At 38.4% G+C, this 18738-nt stretch carries 12 protein-coding genes; 10 read left to right on the top strand and 2 right to left on the bottom strand.

From position 1 onward, the window contains the following. Position 1: 1 nt before the first annotated feature. Together V6R21_RS29665 and V6R21_RS29670 are read right to left on the bottom strand one after the other, a co-directional pair. On the bottom strand, positions 2 to 1318 hold the full coding sequence (locus V6R21_RS29665; RefSeq protein WP_334247121.1) for an FAD-binding oxidoreductase: 1317 nt from the start codon (positions 1316 to 1318) through the stop codon (positions 2 to 4). A 70-nt stretch (positions 1319 to 1388) separates the two neighbouring features. Continuing rightward, entirely contained in the window at positions 1389 to 2291 is a 903-nt protein-coding gene (locus tag V6R21_RS29670) for a decaprenyl-phosphate phosphoribosyltransferase (protein WP_334247122.1), read from the bottom strand. A gap of 676 nt (positions 2292 to 2967) precedes the next feature. Here V6R21_RS29670 and V6R21_RS29675 point away from each other — a divergent pair. From V6R21_RS29675 to lepA, 10 genes are all read left to right on the top strand, one after another. Then, the gene (locus V6R21_RS29675; RefSeq protein ID WP_334247123.1) at positions 2968 to 3324 is read left to right on the top strand and encodes a response regulator; all 357 of its coding nucleotides are present in this window, start codon (positions 2968 to 2970) and stop codon (positions 3322 to 3324) included. 173 nt (positions 3325 to 3497) lie between these two features. After that, positions 3498 to 4508, top strand: coding sequence for a sugar transferase (locus V6R21_RS29680; RefSeq protein ID WP_334247124.1), 1011 nt, complete (start codon positions 3498 to 3500; stop codon positions 4506 to 4508). Next, a complete protein-coding gene (locus tag V6R21_RS29685; protein WP_334247125.1) occupies positions 4505 to 5743 on the top strand; it encodes a glycosyltransferase in 1239 nt (412 codons plus the stop codon). Before V6R21_RS29680 ends, V6R21_RS29685 begins: the two co-directional genes overlap by 4 nt. After that, positions 5740 to 6633, top strand: coding sequence for a glycosyltransferase family 2 protein (locus tag V6R21_RS29690; RefSeq protein WP_334247126.1), 894 nt, complete (start codon positions 5740 to 5742; stop codon positions 6631 to 6633). Before V6R21_RS29685 ends, V6R21_RS29690 begins: the two co-directional genes overlap by 4 nt. 4 nt (positions 6634 to 6637) lie before the next feature. Further along, positions 6638 to 7249: an acyltransferase gene (locus tag V6R21_RS29695; RefSeq protein ID WP_334247127.1), complete on the top strand. Its 612-nt coding sequence runs from the start codon at positions 6638 to 6640 to the stop codon at positions 7247 to 7249. A gap of 15 nt (positions 7250 to 7264) precedes the next feature. Then, positions 7265 to 8554 carry a flippase gene (locus V6R21_RS29700; RefSeq protein WP_334247128.1) on the top strand — a complete coding sequence of 430 codons (1290 nt, stop codon included), beginning with the start codon at positions 7265 to 7267 and terminating at the stop codon, positions 8552 to 8554. 49 nt (positions 8555 to 8603) lie between these two features. After that, positions 8604 to 13595: a fibronectin type III domain-containing protein gene (locus V6R21_RS29705; RefSeq protein ID WP_334247129.1), complete on the top strand. Its 4992-nt coding sequence runs from the start codon at positions 8604 to 8606 to the stop codon at positions 13593 to 13595. A 133-nt stretch (positions 13596 to 13728) separates the two neighbouring features. Further along, positions 13729 to 15312 (top strand): hypothetical protein, encoded by a 1584-nt coding sequence (locus tag V6R21_RS29710; protein WP_334247130.1) that lies wholly within the window; start codon positions 13729 to 13731, stop codon positions 15310 to 15312. A gap of 97 nt (positions 15313 to 15409) precedes the next feature. Continuing rightward, entirely contained in the window at positions 15410 to 16654 is a 1245-nt protein-coding gene (locus V6R21_RS29715; protein WP_334247131.1) for a glycosyltransferase, read from the top strand. A gap of 226 nt (positions 16655 to 16880) precedes the next feature. After that, positions 16881 to 18671 (top strand): translation elongation factor 4, encoded by a 1791-nt coding sequence (gene lepA, locus V6R21_RS29720; RefSeq protein WP_334247132.1) that lies wholly within the window; start codon positions 16881 to 16883, stop codon positions 18669 to 18671. Positions 18672 to 18738: the final 67 nt, after the last annotated feature.

An 18738-nucleotide genomic window follows, 5' to 3' on the forward strand; every position in this document is an offset into this window, starting at 1 on the left:
TTTATTTGTTAGTTAAACGGTTTAGTAAGTCTGATGATAGCTTATTTTTTGGGTTGACCTGTGTAATTGACTCCATAAAGTCCTGATGCTTAGGATACCCTTGTTCAAAGTGTTTACGAGATAATCTAGCATCTTTAGTGAGATAGACTTTTCCTCCCATTTGATGTACTATCTCATCCAGCTCATCCAGTAATTCAAATACACCGTTCTTGATTGGGAAGTCCAGTGCCAATGTGAAACCTTCATCAGGGAAAGACATTATATTCTCATTCCGTGATCCAAACTTCTTTAATACACATAGAAAAGAAGGGGTCGAGTTGGACGAAATCTTGCCAATAATTTGTTGCAATCCTTCATAAGAGCTGTTAAGCGGAAGTACGAACTGGTATTGTAGAAAACCTGTTTTTCCATACATTTTATTCCAGTTGTTGATCTTGTCAAGAGGATAGAAAAATGCATCATAGTCAACTTTTTTCTTCTTTGGACCAAACTTGTGTACGAAGTAAAATAGGTTGTTAAATGTCCAAATGGAAACCTTGTTTAATATCCATCCAGGAAAACGGAATGGGATATTGATTTTTGGTGATGCATGTTGTTTGAGCTTATCAGAGGAGCTTGAAGAAGGAGCATGTTCGCCAACAATCAGGTGACCTCTCCCTAAACTCTTACCTTTGGCAAAGCAGTCAATCCAAGCTACAGAATATGTGTAATGAGAATATTCATCGAAATACTCCATTAACTTCTTGAGGTTTGGAGCACTATACACCTGCTGGTCAATCTGAGAGGTTTCAATCTTTTTTAAAGAGAATGAAGCTTCCAAAATCACACCTGAAAGCCCTAACCCTCCACATGTTAACCTAAAGAACTCACTATTGATAGTCGGACTACAGATACTGGTTTGTCCATCACTCAATAGAATTTTCATTTCAATGATGTGTTGGCTAAAGCAGCCGTCAATGTGATGATTCTTTCCGTGAACGTCTGAAGCAATGGCTCCGCCAACAGTAATGAATTTGGTACCTGGCGTAACGGGTAGAAACCAACCTTTAGGAACGATGAAGTTTAAGATCTTATCCAAACTTGTACCTGCCTGACATGTGATAATACCATCATTAGCATCGAAATGGAGAATCTTATCCATTTTGTCCATTGAAATGATATGCTCACCTAAACTGGCATCGCCATAACATCTACCAAGACCCCGAACCGTAACAGGTTTATCATTATTGATCAGTTGGTGAATGTCTTTTTCAAAAACAGGCGTATTTATATCGGCCACTCTATGAGGGTAGTTTCCCCAGTTTGCTATTTTTTTCATTGACGGAAGAAGTTAGGTTGTTTTTACACTTAATAACAAAGTATAGTCAGCATCAGAAGACCTGTTATACTTAGTAGTAGATGATACCAAAGAAGCATAATACCCAAAGTGAAATATTAATCAGGGTCAACTTATCCTTCAGTAGAACTTCCGTCGGTGATCCAGTCTTGTTTTCTACAATTGCTAATTGGAGATAACGGACTAATCCCAATATCACAAAGACGACGGATGCATAAATGTATTCGTTGTTAAATCGTTCGATAACACTTGGTGTAAAGGTGTACATCAGGTAGCTGATAATGATAATAGCAGCAAGCATTGTGATAACAGCATCTATAAAGTATGTGCTATACTTTGTTACAGATCGTCTCGTTTGTGTGTTGCTATTCTCCTGTAGGTAAACATCATCTCGCCTTTTTGCAAAACCTAAAAATAAAGCCAATAGAAAAACCATCATCAGTAGCCAGTGAGAAAGCTGAATCTGATTTAAAACACCACCAGAAACCACTCTAATGATAAAACCAAAGGCTATAATGAAGACATCAATTAGAGGGACATGTTTCAAAAAGAAAGAGTAAAGGATATTAGTAACCCAATAAATAAGTCCAAGTACAAAGAATGATTTGTTGAGAAGAAAGGCCAAGGACATTCCAAAAGAGAATGTGGCACACATTAATATAATAGCCTGCCAGTTTTTAATTTTACCTGAGGCTATAGGTCTGTTTTTTTTCTTGGGATGTAATCTGTCAGCGTCCTGGTCCACAAAGTCATTCAAAATATAAACACTGCTGCTTAAAAGGGAAAAGGAAAAGAATCCAATAAAGGCAGTGATTAAGTACGAAGTATGGAATAGACTACCACTAAAGAAGAGAGGAATAAATATGAAAAGGTTTTTAACATATTGGTGCACCCTCATCAGTTCCAAATAGTGTGATATAGACACTAACTCGCTTTGAGTTGTCTTAGTTCTCATTTTTTAGTAGGATTTTTAGCTTTTAGGTACATCAGCAGGAGTACCTTGGGTTGTTAAAAAAGGGTTTTTCCCTGTAAAGGAATTGTAATTTTATTTGATTCAGTGGGATTGTGTGTGCCTATTGGCAATTATAGTGAAATTTCTTATAAAAAAAGTTATTGTTTATATAAAAAATGTTTCTTTAATTTGGATCAGCTAATTACTAATAATACTAGAACCAAATTGATGTAATATCCATCCGCACTTTTATTTGTTACTAAATAATTCTTGTAAGCAATACAAATGGATTCCTAATATGTTTTCTGTCATTTAATGATAGAATAAGCTCTGAAATTGATTGCAATGTTTGCTTTGTTATGTTAGTGATGCAAATTTTATTGCAATCTATCCTCTAAGAGTTGAGGAGAATACATTACTTTAAATTATTTCTGTATCAATCAAATTGAATGTTTAGGTAGTTTCTAACTTGTAATGATTGTGATATATACTTTGTGAAGATCTAGTAATATCCTATACCTTATCATTCTTATCAGTACAAAGTTTCTTGAGATATACTTTAGAATCATTACGATGGTTTGCTGCAATGGCTGTTGGGTGATTTTTATCCACTGCTATTGAATTGAAAGAGACTTAATACTTTATTTCTTTTTCCTTAAAACCCAAAAACTAACTTACAATGAAACAAAAGAGAAAGACCATTTTGGTTATTCAGCGTGAAGTGAGCATTCTTCAAATTATTGAACTTTACTTGTCAGAAAGGTATGACCTCTTTTTGACCCAATCAGAAAATGAAGCCATCTTATGGATGTTAAATGGCGGCGCGCCAGATCTGATTATTTCAGATAGCTTTTCTGTATCAGAAGGGGATAGTTACAGTCTAAAAAGTAACAATGTGTACTTTGACTCTGTACCTGTAATAGCCTTGGGAGCTGACAATGTTCAGGAGGTGAATGCGGAAATTAAAGCTATTATTGACAAACCATTTAACCCTGTCAACTTTACAGAGAAAATTTCGAGTTACTTGATTGCTTAGGGAAAGCAGTGTGCCAAAACTCAAGACTTTAATAATTAAGCCTTATTCGAAATCAATAGCTTGGTCTATTACTAAATGTGCCTTTTTAAGCTTCTCTAAAGCTTAAATAACAATCTGTAAAAGCTAAAAACTCAAATAACTGAACCTTAAAAATGACTCTGAATCAATTACTTATGAAGCGGAGCCAATTGCCTGATTGGACCTGCATCTTTATTGCTCCTCATGAATTTCCACAATTCAAGAATGCACAATCTAAAAATGGGAAACTAAGAGTTGTACAGTATACTTCTGTTGAGGAACTTCAAGCGTCTTCAGCCCCATTTGAGTATTTAAGTCAAAAGGAGTGCTATATCTTTATTCATGATTCCTTTGTTCGTTATGCGCAAGACATAAAAAAGATACTTGCAGATAATGGTATAACAAAGCATAAGCTATACTTGCTTGATAGCGAAGATCATGTAGCGATCAAGAATGTGATCATAGATGTCCCTTCTGACCTTAAATCATTAGAAAGATTAGCCAAAAGACTGTCAAGTACTGAAAGCCTTAATGTGACTCCAGTAAGAAAAAGACATAAGAAGGTCAAACGCCTGATGGATATTGTAGTCAGTGCGACGATGCTGCTGTTGCTTTCTCCTGTAATGTTACTGGTGGCTTTGGCAGTCCGTTTGGAATCAAAAGGTAATGTTTTCTATACCTCAAAGCGTGCTGGACAGTACTATAGGATATTTGACTTCTATAAGTTCCGATCAATGTATGCTGATGCAGATAAGAGAGTAGAAGAACTGAAGAAAAACAATCAGTACGGAGGAGAAGGTGTGCAGTTTTTCAAATTGAAAAATGACCCAAGAATTACAAAAGTGGGGGCATTTATTCGGAAAACATCTTTGGATGAATTGCCACAGCTATTTAACGTACTGAAAGGGGATATGTCATTGGTTGGTAACAGACCTCTACCTCTCTATGAAGCAGAGCAATTGACGACAGATATGGCGGCAAAAAGGTTTTCTGCTGCTGCAGGTATCACTGGATTATGGCAAGTGTCAAAGAGAGGTGATGATGATATGGATGCTATGGAGAGAATCATGCTGGACAATACCTATGCTGACAATCAAGGTTTCCGTTATGACCTGAAGATTATGATGAAGACAATTCCTGCTATGATTCAAAAAGAGATGGTATGATGTTATTTCTGGAAACAATAAATTGGATTATTGTAGGAATAGTGGCGCTATTTCTTGTACTTCCATTGATCTTCAACCTGATTTACCTATTTAAAATGGTTCTTTCTGGTGGAGAAAAAAAGCTTGATTCAGTTGCTGAACAGCCACAATGGGGAAACATTATCACAGCTTACAAAGGCAATATTCATAGCGTTAGGGAGCTATTGGACTCTATACAGGAAGCGCCAAACCATGGAGACGTTTATGTAGTAGCAGATCAATGTGCTGAAGTCGAAACAGGTTGGTTCAAGGATTACCCAAATGTAAAATTCTTAATACCTCCTACAGGTCTGAATGCTAAAGTTAGGTCTTTTGAGTATGCTTTGGATGCAATGGATGATACTATTGAAACTGTAGTGGTATTCGATCCTGACAATAGAGTAACCAAAGGTTTCTATACTGCATTAAGCGAATATTTGGCTAAAGGTTATGCGATTGTTCAAGGAAAGCGCACAGCCAAAAACAATAACTCAACGTATGCTAAGCTTGATTCAGTAGGGGAAATATATAAGAACCATGTGGAAAGAAAAGTACCTTTTCAGTTGGGGTCCTCTTGTACTATTTCAGGTTCAGGTATGGCAATGAGTAAAGGTTTATTCCAATCATTTTTACATCATTACAAGACAAAAACAGAGGGGCGGAAAGTGATTCTAGGAGAGGATAAAATGCTCCAAAACTATGTCTTGGAAAATGGTGGAAGAATAGCATTTGCAGAAGAAGCTGTGATACTTGATGCCAAAGTTGATAATGGAAAACAATTGGAAAAGCAGCGTGCAAGATGGGTAGGTGCCTATTTTGAAAACTTGGGAGATGTAATCAAACTTGTTACATCAGGTCTTGTAAGTAGCTGGAATCAATTGGTAATCGGATTATTGTCTGCGATACCTCCTCTTTTTATCCTTGTAGGAGGAGCCGCAGTTTTGACTATACCTAGCTTTTTTATTAACCCATTAGCAACACTGTTGCTGGTTTTGGCCGTAGTGTTGTTTGGCTTCAATTTTCTATTGAGCCTTAAACTTTCTGATGCTGGTAAGGAAGTGTGGCTATCCTTATTTAGGATACCTGCACTTCTCTACAGGCAAGTGAAATCGCTATTCTTGCTTTCAAAAACAAAGCATGACTTTATGGTAACAACATACCATCAGCAGGAACAAATGAATTACCAAGGAGTGAATCAAGAAGAAACTGTGGCATGAAAGAAAATTACCCATTAGTATCAATTGTATCTGTAAACTACAAACAACAACAGTATACAGAAGCCTTTCTGGAGTCTTTAACACATATCTCTTACCCAAATTATGAGGTGATATTGGTAGACAATGCTTCTGGAAACTTTGATAGGAAAAGGATAGAGGACAATTATCCTGAGACTATCATTATTGAAAGTGAAGAGAACCTTGGTTTTGCAGGAGGAAATAATTTGGGAATGAGGGCTGCAAGCGGAAAGTACTTTATGCTATTGAATAATGATACGGAGGTTGAACCGGACTTTTTGGAACCAATAGTCGAGTTGATGGAGAAAAAGCCAATTATAGGCTTAGTGTCTCCCAAAATAAAATACAGCGAAGGCAACAACCTCATCCAATATGCGGGAACAATTGACATCAACCCTATTACGCTGAGAGGTGGAAAACTTGGTCACTTGAAGGAAGATGATGGAACCTATGACAGAGTCTATGAAGTGCCGTTTGCCAATGGAGCTGCCATGATGATCAGCCGTGCTTTGTTTGAGTTGACAGAAGGAATGTTGGAGGACTACTTCCTTTATTATGAAGAAACAGACTGGAGTCAGCGGATTCGGAACTTGGGTTATAAAATATATTACCAAGGCAAGTCAACAGTTTACCATAAAGAATCAGCTTCTGTAGGAAGTGTCAGTCCCCTAAAGAGTTTCTATATGAGTAGAAACAGGTTACTGTATGGCTACAGAAACATCAAGGGCCTCAATAAGTGGCTGTCTATCATTTACACCGTGTTTGTTGCTTACCCTTTCCATACACTGAAACTTTTCCTGTCTCGTGACTGGGAGTTAATTGTAGCACAATGGAAAGGAGTATTTGCTTTTTTACAAATGAAAAAACATTAATCTGATGAACTCTGCATATCTAATAAAACATAGAATTGAAAGGCTGAAAGAAAATAGTCAAGACTCAAGTGATTTAAGTTTCTATGTAAGTCTTTGTAAGAGAGGTATATCTTTATCATGGCAATGGCTAATGGGAAGGTGGTTTTTAAGAAAAGCTACTAAGGGAAAATTGGTCTTTGTAAAAGGGGCTCCTAAGGTGATGATTAAAGGACAGGTTAAAATGGGTAATGGAATCAGAATTTGGTCAATATTTCAACGAGCTAAAATTTTTGTTGAAAAGGGAGCAAAGCTATCCATTGGTAGTGATGTAAGACTTAACGGAGTGCATCTTTCAGTCAACAATGAGGTAATTATCAAAGATGGAGTAAAAATGGCTCCTTATGTATTGATTTTAGATGATGATTATCATGATGTAAATAATTATTACGGAAAAGGGAAAAGTGCTCCTATCATTTTTGAAGAGAACGTTTGGGTAGGGTCTAGAGCAACGATTCTTAAAGGAGTAACAGTGGGGGAAGGAGCTGTTATTGCTACCGGAAGTGTTGTAGTAAAAGATGTACCTCCATATACAGTAGTGGCAGGAGTTCCTGCTAAAGTAATCAAACAACTAAGATAGGCGTGGGCAGCAGAGATGAATAGCATCAGTTTTTCCTTTTTAGACAGAATTTCGAGAATTGGTTTCGGTTTTCTGAACTTCCTTATTTTGGTAAGGGTACTTGATCCTACAAAATTTGGTGTGTGGGTTCTTTTCTTCAGTGTAATTACGGTAATAGAGTTTGCTAGAGAGGGTATTATCAAACAGCCTTTGGTGTACTACTATGTCGTAGAGCAGCATAACCCTAAGGAGAACCTATTAACATCATCTTTTAGTGTAAACCTGCTTGTTGCATTAGGGGCAAGCATTATCTGTGTTGTCATGGGGTTCATTTCCCCGATTGTCTGGGGAGATGAAATATTGTCTATGCTGTTTTGGTGTTATATACCTGTTTTATGGTTTAACTCATTTTCCCTGCATGTGGAGGGAGTAATGAATGCCGAGCACAACTTTAAGTTGATCTGTATCGCATTTACCTGCCAAAACCTTGTTATGCTGGGGTATTTGTCCTCTTCATTCTTTTTGGGGAAGGACTTGGCTTTGTATGAAGTTTTGTTGGCGTTGGGAATGGGGGCATCTGTTAGAATGGTTTTGTTATTCACCTTAAAAAACAAATTGTTTGTTTTCAAGAAGCCTAATAAGCAGTGGATGGCAGACTTGTTCAATTATGGAAAGTTTACCTTTGGTATCAATGTAAGTTCCCAATTGTTGCAAATGATTGATCAGTTGATGTTGGGAGCCATTATCTCTCCTGCCAATGTTTCCTACTTCAATATTGGCAAAAGGCTCAAAAACTTATCAGACATTCCGATCACAGCAGTAGCCCAAAGTGCATTTCCTAAATTCTCAAAGGCTAATACGGAAGGAAAATCCATACTCAGAAAAGTATATATAGAATCGTTAGGTCTAATCTATTTATTAAATATTCCTGGTTTTATCATTCTGTTTCTCTTCGCAGAGGAAATCATTACCCTGATTGCTGGAGAAGAATATGTATCGGCAACAACCATTTTCCGAATCTTGGTAGTTACCATGCTTATTTCTCCTGTAAACAGGCTTTCCGGTGTAGTGGCAAATGCACTTAAAAAACCAAAAACCAATTTTATAATGGTATTTGTGGCAGCAGGGATCAATATATCCTTGAATGCTATATTCATCTATCTATATCAAGCAGAAGGTGCCGCATTGGCTACCCTGATGACCCAATTAGGAATCTTTTTCTTTTGGGTGATTTGGATTCGCAAGAATCTGAAACTCGACACTGATAAGTCCTTAGTAGATTTTGCAAAAACACACTTGAATAGTCTACATAAGGCAGAGCACTAATAATTAATTCATTGTAATAGCTAAAAACCCAATTAAACAAATGACTAGGATGAGGATACTGACGACCTTATTGGCACTGGTGTGCACAATAAGCTGTCATGTGTTTGCCCAAAACAGGATTGGACAGGGGACAATCAAGGCAGGAAGTAACAATGTGCCATATGGCAGGACTGGAGGAGGTCTCAGTGATGGAGATCAGTTTTCACCAGATGTTTCAGAATGGAGCAGGACATGGATTGACGAATTTGAAGATTACCACATCAAAGGATCAAATTATGACAATGATCCACTATCAGATTATGTAAACTTTCAGTTAAAGAAACCGCAGAACTATGATTCGACACGTACTGAAAAATACCCAATGGTAGTCTTTCTTTGTGGAGCAGGCGAGTCGGCTAGATCTAATTCATGGTACAATTGGACTTCAAGTCAGTTGGGTTATGACAACAATACTACACAATTGCATAATGGTGGTAAGGCACATTTGGATGCAGTGAATAGGTCTACGTCAGATGCTAGGTCTTTTGATGGTTTCTTGTTTTACCCACAGTTCAAGTATGGTACATGGGGACAGGGGGTTGAGGCAGATCCATATACTGATATGCAAACTGTTATTGATGGAATAAAGGAGCTGATTGAAATCTACAATATTGACCCATTCAGGATTTATGTACATGGACTTTCCAATGGAGGAGCAGGAACATGGGAAATCATTTACAGGGCACCTGAATTATTTGCAGCAGCTGCTCCAATGTCGGGTTGGACAAGTTCAACCTATGACCCATACTTTGAGAGTACTAAACATATTCCGCTATTTATTCACCACGGTAATAAGGACACAAAACCAACTTTTGGCCTTATTGAAAGCATCATGGACAAGTATGATGAACATGGAGCACCATTCGATGAAGTGTTTGATGATTCATACAATGACGACCTTTCCGAAACTCAATGGACTCCTTATAAAAACAGGTTTATTAACTATCCTAATTATGGTCATGGGGGATGGGACCGCACATATAAGCGAAAAGATTTCTTCAAGTGGTTTTTGCAGTATAGCAAGTTGAGCATTCGTCCTTTAGGTGGACAGGCAGAGTTTTGTACGCCAACTTTACCAAGTCCTGTTACATTAGGTGTTTCGCCTGGCTTTGAGGCTTATGAATGGATGCAAGACAGTGTGGTGGTAGCCAACTCGGACAGTAATGAATTTGTAGCCAACGCTTACGGTAAGTATGCTGTACGGATTAAACGTAACGGAGAGTGGTCAGGCTGGGCTGATGAAATTGAACTAAAGCAGTTTACGACGGCTTTCGTACCTACCTTAACATTGAAGAATACACATATTCTGCCTTCTCCTAGTATAGAGATTAATAATTATGGCATCACAGTTCTGGCACCGACAGGTTATCAGGAGTATGTTTGGTACAAGGACAGTGTTGAGTATATGACCACTTCCAGTAATGAGTTACAGGTCAGTGATGCAGGAGAATATGCTTGTAAGGTATTGATGACAGGCTCGTGTTACAGTGATGTATCAGCTCCTATTCGAGTTGAGGTAGATCAAAGCAACCCACTGTCTGTACCTGATAGTTTATCTGCTTCAGTAGACGCGGAAGGAAAGATTACTTTGTCGTGGGTCAATACAGCGCCATCGGCTATTGCATTTGAGATTTATAAATCAATAGACGATAAGAGTGGTCCTTATACTTATTTGACTAACCTAACTTCAGATCAGACTAAGGTAGAAGACATCAAGACTGACGGAAGCCAATATTATTATAAAGTGAGAGTTGTTAGTGACTCATTGGCGTCAACATCATCGTTTGTGGCCCTTGATTTTGGTGTAGAGGTTGATACTGTAGCACCTTCTACCCCTACAGGTCTAAGAGCAATAGCATTGAATGCAACTTCCTTAAGGTTGACATGGGATGCGTCAGTTGATGATATTGGAATACAAGCCTATGAGTTGTATCAGGATGATAGCTTGATAGCGACTACTACAGATGCATTTTATCAGGTAGAGGGATTATCAGCTGAAAATTGGTACCGCTTCTCGGTAAAAGCTTTGGATGTCAATAACAAGTACTCCAAAATGAGTGCAACAATATTGGCTACATCCATTTCCTCAAATGACTTCTCTGATGAGAATGGCTTGCTTTACAGGTACTATGAAATCCAAAACCTTTCTAATTTGGATGATGTAGAAAGCTATTCACCTAAGAGAATAGACTTCATCAACAATTTTAGTATTGAGCCTAGAGATCAGTCAGACCATTTTGCTTTTGTTTTTGAAGGCGGTGTTGAGGTTGATTCAGCAGGGACATACACTTTCTATACGACATCTGATGATGGTAGTGAGTTGTACATTAATGGCAATATGGTAGTTGATAATGACGGCTTGCATGGTAGCAGGGAGCGAAGTGGAACAGTAGACCTGACAGCAGGAAAGCATTATATCAAAGTAATGTTCTTTGAAAAAACAGGAGGAAATGTATTGGATGTAAAGTATGAAGGACCTGATATTTCAAAGACCAATATACCGGATTCGGTACTTTATATGCTGTCGGTTCCTGAAGCGCCTGTTTTAGCAGATAGTGTAAAAGGTTTTGCTGCTCAAGGAGTAATAGGAATTCCATCAATTAATATCACTTGGGATAGCCTAGGAGTTGATCAGCAGTTAGAGATCTATCGTGCAGACAGCCTAAATGGTGAGTATGAAATCATTGCTACTGTTTCGGATTCGAGCTTTACAGATACAAACCTTAAAGTATCGGAAGATTACTTCTATATCAGTAAAATCATTGCTTCAAATGGAATTTCTGTACTTTCTGATACAGTCTCAGCAGTAACAGATTCAGTATATCAAGCTCTTCAGGCTCCTCAGAACTTACGACCTCTTAATGTGACAGGAACGTATGTTGAGGTAACATTTGAGCCTTCTGATTCTTTGGCAGAATACTTTGTGCTTGAAAGGTCTTTTGAAGGTGGGGCATTCCTCCCAATTGTTCAGTTGACAGAAGCACCTTTCGTATTTACAGATGCAAATGTCTCATTTAATGCATTTTTCACTTATAGGGTAAAAGCCGTAAATGCTGCTGAAGCGTCAGCATACAGCAATACCTTTACGGTGAATACGCTTAATCAAGATAAAGTATATAAGATCAATGTAGCAGCCAAGTCTAAAAGTACACTGAGGGCAGGTTTCCCTTGGAGCAACTTTACGCCAACTGTTTGGACTGGAAATCTGGATAACTTGCCAGATGTTTACAATACTCCATCGACGATAGATATTGTCAAAAGTGGAGATATGACAGAAACTTGGATTTTGAATACTTTTGACGGGGATGAAAACTACCCTGCTGAAGTGTATAATACTTACCAGTACTTTACAGGGCCAGTTACTTTGGCGTTTGAGGACTTGGATGTGACGAAAGCTTACAGCATTAAGTTGTTAAGTACTACAACGAGTACCAATGGCGGTGATATGGCAATATCAATCGGAAGTGATACGGTTCAGATCAATACATTGAATAACTTGACTGAAGTAGGGTTTGATGATATACTACCTTCAGGACAAGGCATTATTGAAGTATCATTGATTCCATCAAATGGTAATGGATATATAAATGGGGTTGTGATAACTGAAAGTGAAATCCCTGCTGATTTTTCAGTTCCGGAGGCGCCCGCCAATTTAATAGCTGAAGAAGTATTTGACCGGACAGCTATAGGGGTGACTTGGGATGCTGCAAGTGACAATACAGAGGCATATTTGGTCTTCAGAGCAGATAGTACAGGAATATTCACTTTACAGGACACGGTGCCAACAACAAGACTGACTTACTTCGACATCAATATTGATAGGCATGTAGTCTATGATTATTATGTGAGAGCAGTAAATGAAAACGGTATGTCTCCTGCTACCAATACAGATAGTGCTTTGGTTATTATTGGAGGACAAGCCCCTTCTGTACCATCAGGTTTGATGATAGATTACAGTTTGGATGGAATTAAACTGGACTGGTCTTCAAGTGAGCATTTCCCTGACTACTACCTGTTAGAGAGAAAAGAAAATGATAGTGAGTACGAAGTTTTGGCTGAGTTGACCGAGTGGGATACTACATATACCGACCTAACATTTGACCTATTCAACACCTATGATTATAGGGTTAAGGCTGTCAATGTAGAAGGAGAGTCAGCATATTCAGATACGGTAAGTGTATATACCAAAGAGCTACCTAGACCAATCTTCGTAAACTTTTCAGCTAGCAGTAAGAACAACGTTAGAGCAGCAGCCCCTTGGAATAACTTTGATGTTACCAGTTATACACCAGAACTGCTAAACCTGACAGATACATCAGGAGCAGAGACGACGATCGACCTGTTCGTGGAGTCTGGAACACTGGAGCAAAATTGGCAATTACATAGCTTTACAGATGCCAGCAAGTTCCCATTGAATGTGCTGAATACTTACAGGTACCTTACAGCCCCTGTTGTGATGAAGCTGTCAGGATTGGATACGTTGAGAACCTATACGCTGCAATTCTTGTCTGGAACAACATTCAGCTATCCATATACGACAGGCTTTGAGATTTCAGGTATTGAGAAATCAGTAGCGCAATCACAGAATGCCACACAGACTGTAGACTTTGTAAGTGTAGCCCCAGATGCTAATGGTGAGATTTTCTTCACTATCAACCCAGAGACAAGGGCGTACCTAAATGCGATCATGATCACACCTATTGATACAGATGGGGCAGGTAGCAGCAATGCTCGTTTGGCTAGTACCATAAAGCAAGAGCCTCTTGTGAATGAGTTGAAGGTGTATCCGAATCCATTTACAAATACATTGAAAATTACAGGAGCCGATCAGGTAATGTCAGTGATGTTATATGACTTGAGTGGTAAATCATACCCTGTATCAATTGAGAAGTTTAATGGATATTTGAATATTGATGTACCTCATTCATTGGTGAGTGGTTTGTACCTGTTGAAGGTTACAACAGCTAACGCAACAGTGGTAAATAAGCTGATTAAAGAATAATTTAACAAAGTGTAGAGGCTGAGAGAGCTATTTATTAGCTTTCTCAGCCTTTATTTTATATATATGTAAATATAGCCACGGAAATAGTTGTGGTGATCTTTTTAATTAACCCCACTTAAATACCCAATAAGTAATGAGTAGTAAGCAAAACCTATATGTGGTTGGTTTTATTGCTAGCATACTGATCATTTTAGCGAATTTTTTGTATGCCCAATCACTAACAGAAAGTCAATGGGTTTATCCATTGGACGACACATACATCCATATGTCGATTGGTAAAAATATTGCAAATCATGGAGTGTGGGGAGTAACCGCTAATCAGTTTGCACCTGCATCTTCATCAATTCTTTATTCAATTCTAATGGCAGGGGGATTTGTATTCACAGATTCAATTTATTTGCCTATTTATTTAAATGTCATTGCCTTACTGTTACTTTTTGTCTGTTTGTATTTTGTGTCAAAAGGGTTGAAGTGGGAAAGAAGTACAGATTTGATAATGATTGCTGCAATAATCATTCTGGTACCAGTACATACATTAGTGCTTAGTGGTATGGAACATGTTTGGCAGTTAGCAATCAATGTGTTGGCATTTTATGTTTTAAGCAAATCGTTTGTTGAAGACAAGCAGCGAGGAGTCAGTATTTTATTCGTTGGTATATTATTAACTTTTATCCGATTTGAAGGGCTGTTTATTACAGCTGTTGCTGCAAGTATATTCGTATTGCAGGGTAAGCACAAAAGCTGGATGCTACTCTCTTTGGGCGCACTTATCCCAATTGTAACCTATGGGGTGTTTGCCTATTTACAAGGAGGGTTTCCTGTGCCAAACTCAGTGCTTATTAAAGCAGATAAACCTACATTAGACCTTTTGGGAATGTTGAATTATGTACAAGTTTGGTTACGTAAAATGGAAGCGACCCACTACCTGTATGGTTTATTTATGATGCTTTTCTTCTCTGTCAGTTACTTTGTTCATAGAGAGCAAAAGTTAGGTTTTTGGGGATACTATGCAATCTTGTTAGCAGGCACAACCGTATTGCACCTGACATTTGCAAGAACAGGGTGGCTATATAGGTATGATGCCTATATTATTGCTTTGGCTGTCATTACAATAGTTGGAGTAGGGCAATCGTTAGCTGGTGAATTAAAAAAGCAGCACCTTTTCACTAAGCTAGCTTTGGGTTTTGGTGTCTTTTTACTGCTGCATCCGCTTTTAGTAAGAACAGGTCAAGCTTCGTTAGAAACTCCTCAAGCCAGTAAAAATATATATGAACAGCAAATCCAAATGGCAAAGTTTGTTCATGAGTATTTTGATGGAAAAGCGATTGCAGTGAATGATATTGGAGCTGTAGCTTATTTCAATGATATTGAACTCTTGGATTTATATGGATTAGCCAGTATGGATATAGCCAGACTGAGAGCTTCCAAGCAATATAACAAAGCAGGAATTCAACAAGTGCTGTCTCAGCAGTCTCCTTCTTTGATGATTATTTATGATGGATGGTTTGAAGGGATGATCCCTGAAGGATGGCAAAAAGTTGGCGAATGGAAGATTAGTAATAATGTTATCTGTGCTTTTGAAAATGTGTCATTTTATGCGCCATCTGAGGAGCAGACAAGTGAGTTGAAATCTTACTTGAAAGCTTTTGAGGATAAGTTGCCTAGTGAAATTAATGTATCATATGTGTCTGAAACAGATCTATTGACACAGCAGTAATAATTTTTCTATATTTCTAATTGCATTGCTACTTATTAGGTATACTTAAAAAGTGTACCGAAAAAACGATACTGATATCCATTTTTTAATACAAGGTATGGAAGTACAATTAACCCAAGAGAAAGAGAATAAAAGAAAATCAAGTTCAGGTGACGCACTGTCAATTGTTATGATCAGTATGTCGCGTTGGGATGGCCCCTTTTCTTCTGCATCAATATCCTTGGCAAAGGAGTTTGCCAAAACTCATAAAGTATATTATGTAGACCATCCACTTACATTGCTTGATATTTGGAAATCCAGAAAGTTACCGATGCTGAAGCATAGGTTGAAGGCTCTTTTTTTGGGAAAGGATTCTCTTACATCCATATCCAATAACCTTGCGGCTTTTTGTCCTTATTTTGTATTTCCTGTCAATTGGCTACCAAAGGGCTTTTTATATAAATGGGCAAACCAATTGAATAACTATATTTTTTTTAAATCACTAAAAAGACTTTTGAAAGAGGAAAAGGTTGAAGACTTTATATTTTTCAACTCATATAATCCATTTTATGGATATGAACTTCCTGAAGATATTCGCCCTGCAAAGTTTGTGTACCAATCAAGGGATGACATCAGTGAATCGTTATATGTGGCTAAACATGGGGTGACGTTGGAGAAGCAAGTTATCCTGAATGCGGATAAGGTAATGGCGACATCATCATACTTGGCTAGAAAGATTACACCAAAGAACGGTAAGTATGTACATCACTTACCTAATTCAGCAGATTTGTCGCTTTTTGACCATGAAGCATTGAAGTCTTGTCCAAAACCTGATGATATTGCTGCAATCACAAAACCGATTGTATTGTATACAGGAAATATTCAGCTCAGAATCAATTACGATTTGCTTTACAATACGGCATTGAACCATCCGGATAAACAGTTTGTAATGATAGGGCCTAGAAATGATAAAGGGCATCACAAGCTTGATTTTGACAGTTTATCTAATGTCTCTTTCTTGGGAGCAAAGCCAATCGATCAGTTGGGTTATTACATGGCGCATGCAGATTGTGCCATTATCCCTTTCAAATGCAATGAACTGACAAGAAGCATATATCCATTAAAAGTGAATGAGTATTTAGCAATGGGCTTGCCAGTGGTCAGTACCAATTTCTCTGAAGATATCAGCAGGTTTGAAAAGGTGGTTTACTTGGCTGAAGATAGTGTGACATCTTTTTCAGATCTAATCAACCGTGCAATTGCTGAAAATGGAATGGTGAAAGTAGAGCAGCGAAAAGAAGTGGCTAAGCAAAATACATGGAGTAAGAGGGTAGAGCAGTTTTGGGAGTTGCTCGAAGCGTAATATTATATCAAATATAAAGTCAATAAGCCCCTGTTTTGGTCTTTGTTAGCCAAGACAGGGGCTTGTTGTTATGAATTAGACCTATATTCGAATAAAGCGCTCGTAATATGTTGTGAAACTGCATAGCAGCATACTGAGATTTGGAAAGGATGATTAACTTTGCACACCTTTTTTAGTGAAAGGATGTTTTGCTATAAAGTGACCCTTTTTTCATAAATTTGCCGACATGAAGAACATAAGGAATTTCTGTATTATCGCACATATAGACCACGGTAAGAGTACACTTGCCGACAGGTTGCTTCAGGCTACGAATACCGTTACGGAGCGTGAGCTGAAGGAGCAATTGCTGGATGATATGGATCTTGAGCGTGAGCGTGGCATCACAATCAAGAGTCATGCTATCCAAATGGATTACGAACAAGATGGGGAGAAGTATATATTAAACCTGATTGACACTCCAGGTCACGTTGACTTTTCATATGAGGTATCAAGATCAATTGCAGCTTGTGAAGGAGCACTGCTAATTGTAGATGCATCGCAAGGTATCGAGGCTCAGACGATCTCCAACCTGTACCTGGCTCTCGAGCATGACCTGACTATTATTCCGGTACTGAATAAAATTGACTTGCCTCATGCAGACCCAGAAGTGGTGGCTGAGCAAATCATGGACTTGATTGCTTGTGACTATGAGGATATCATCCACGCCAGTGGTAAAACTGGTTTGGGAGTAGAAAATATTCTAAAAGCAATTATTGATCGTATTCCTGCACCAGAAGGAGATCCTGAGGCACCGCTTCAAGCACTTATCTTTGATTCAGTTTATAACCCATTCAGAGGGGTGGAGGTTTACTTCCGTGTTATGAATGGACAGATGACCAAAGGGGATCATGTAAAGTTTGTCAATACCCGTAAGCAGTATCATGCGGATGAAATTGGGTCACTGAAGCTGAAACAGCAACCGAGAGAGATTGTCTCAACCGGAGATGTAGGGTATCTGATATCTGGTATCAAAGAAGCAAAAGAGGTAAAAGTTGGTGATACAATCACACATGTAGATAAGTCATGTGAAAAATCTATCGCAGGTTTTGAAGATGTGAAGCCAATGGTATTTGCAGGTATATACCCTGTGGATACACAAGACTTTGAGGAGCTGCGTTCATCAATGGAAAAACTTCAGCTGAATGATGCATCCCTTGTGTGGGAACCAGAAACTTCAGCGGCTTTGGGCTTTGGTTTCCGTTGTGGTTTCTTGGGAATGCTACACCTTGAGATTGTACAGGAACGTTTGGAGCGTGAGTTTGATATGACTGTTATTACAACGGCTCCTTCCGTACAGTATCATGCCTACTTGACCAAGAATGATGAGAGAGTAGTGGTAAATGCACCATCTGATTTGCCTGATCCAAGTAAGCTTGACAGAATCGAAGAGCCATTTATCAAAGCAAATATTATCACGAAAGCGGACTTTGTAGGACCAGTTATTTCCCTTTGTATGGATAGAAGGGGTACGCTGATGAGTCAGACTTACCTGACAACAGACCGTGTAGAGCTAGTGTTTGAGATTCCGTTGGCGGAGGTTGTATTTGACTTCTTTGACAGACTGAAGACTATTTCCAAAGGTTATGCTTCATTTGACTATGAGTTGATCGGCTTCAGAGCTTCTAAACTTGTCAAGTTGGATATCCTTTTGAATAATGATCCAGTTGATGCTTTCTGTGCGATTGTACATAGAGACAGAGCATATGAAAGAGGAAAACGTGTTTGTGAAAAGCTGAAGGAGGTAATCCCAAGACAGCAGTTTGAGATTCCGATTCAGTCAGCAATTGGTAATAAGGTAATCTCGAGAGAAACAATCCGTGCGCTTCGTAAGAACGTAATTGCCAAGTGTTATGGTGGTGATATCTCCCGTAAGCGTAAGCTTTTAGAGAAACAGAAGAAAGGTAAAAAGAGAATGCGTCAGTTGGGTAACGTTGAGGTTACACAGGAAGCATTCATGGCAGTACTTTCTGTGGACTAATCTCCATAGTATAAAGCATAAAAAAGCACTTCAGAACATGTTCCGAAGTGCTTTTTTTATTTGGTGG

Origin of the sequence: Limibacter armeniacum, from assembly GCF_036880985.1 — a bacterium.
Taxonomy (GTDB): Bacteria; Bacteroidota; Bacteroidia; order Cytophagales; family Flammeovirgaceae; genus Limibacter; species Limibacter armeniacum.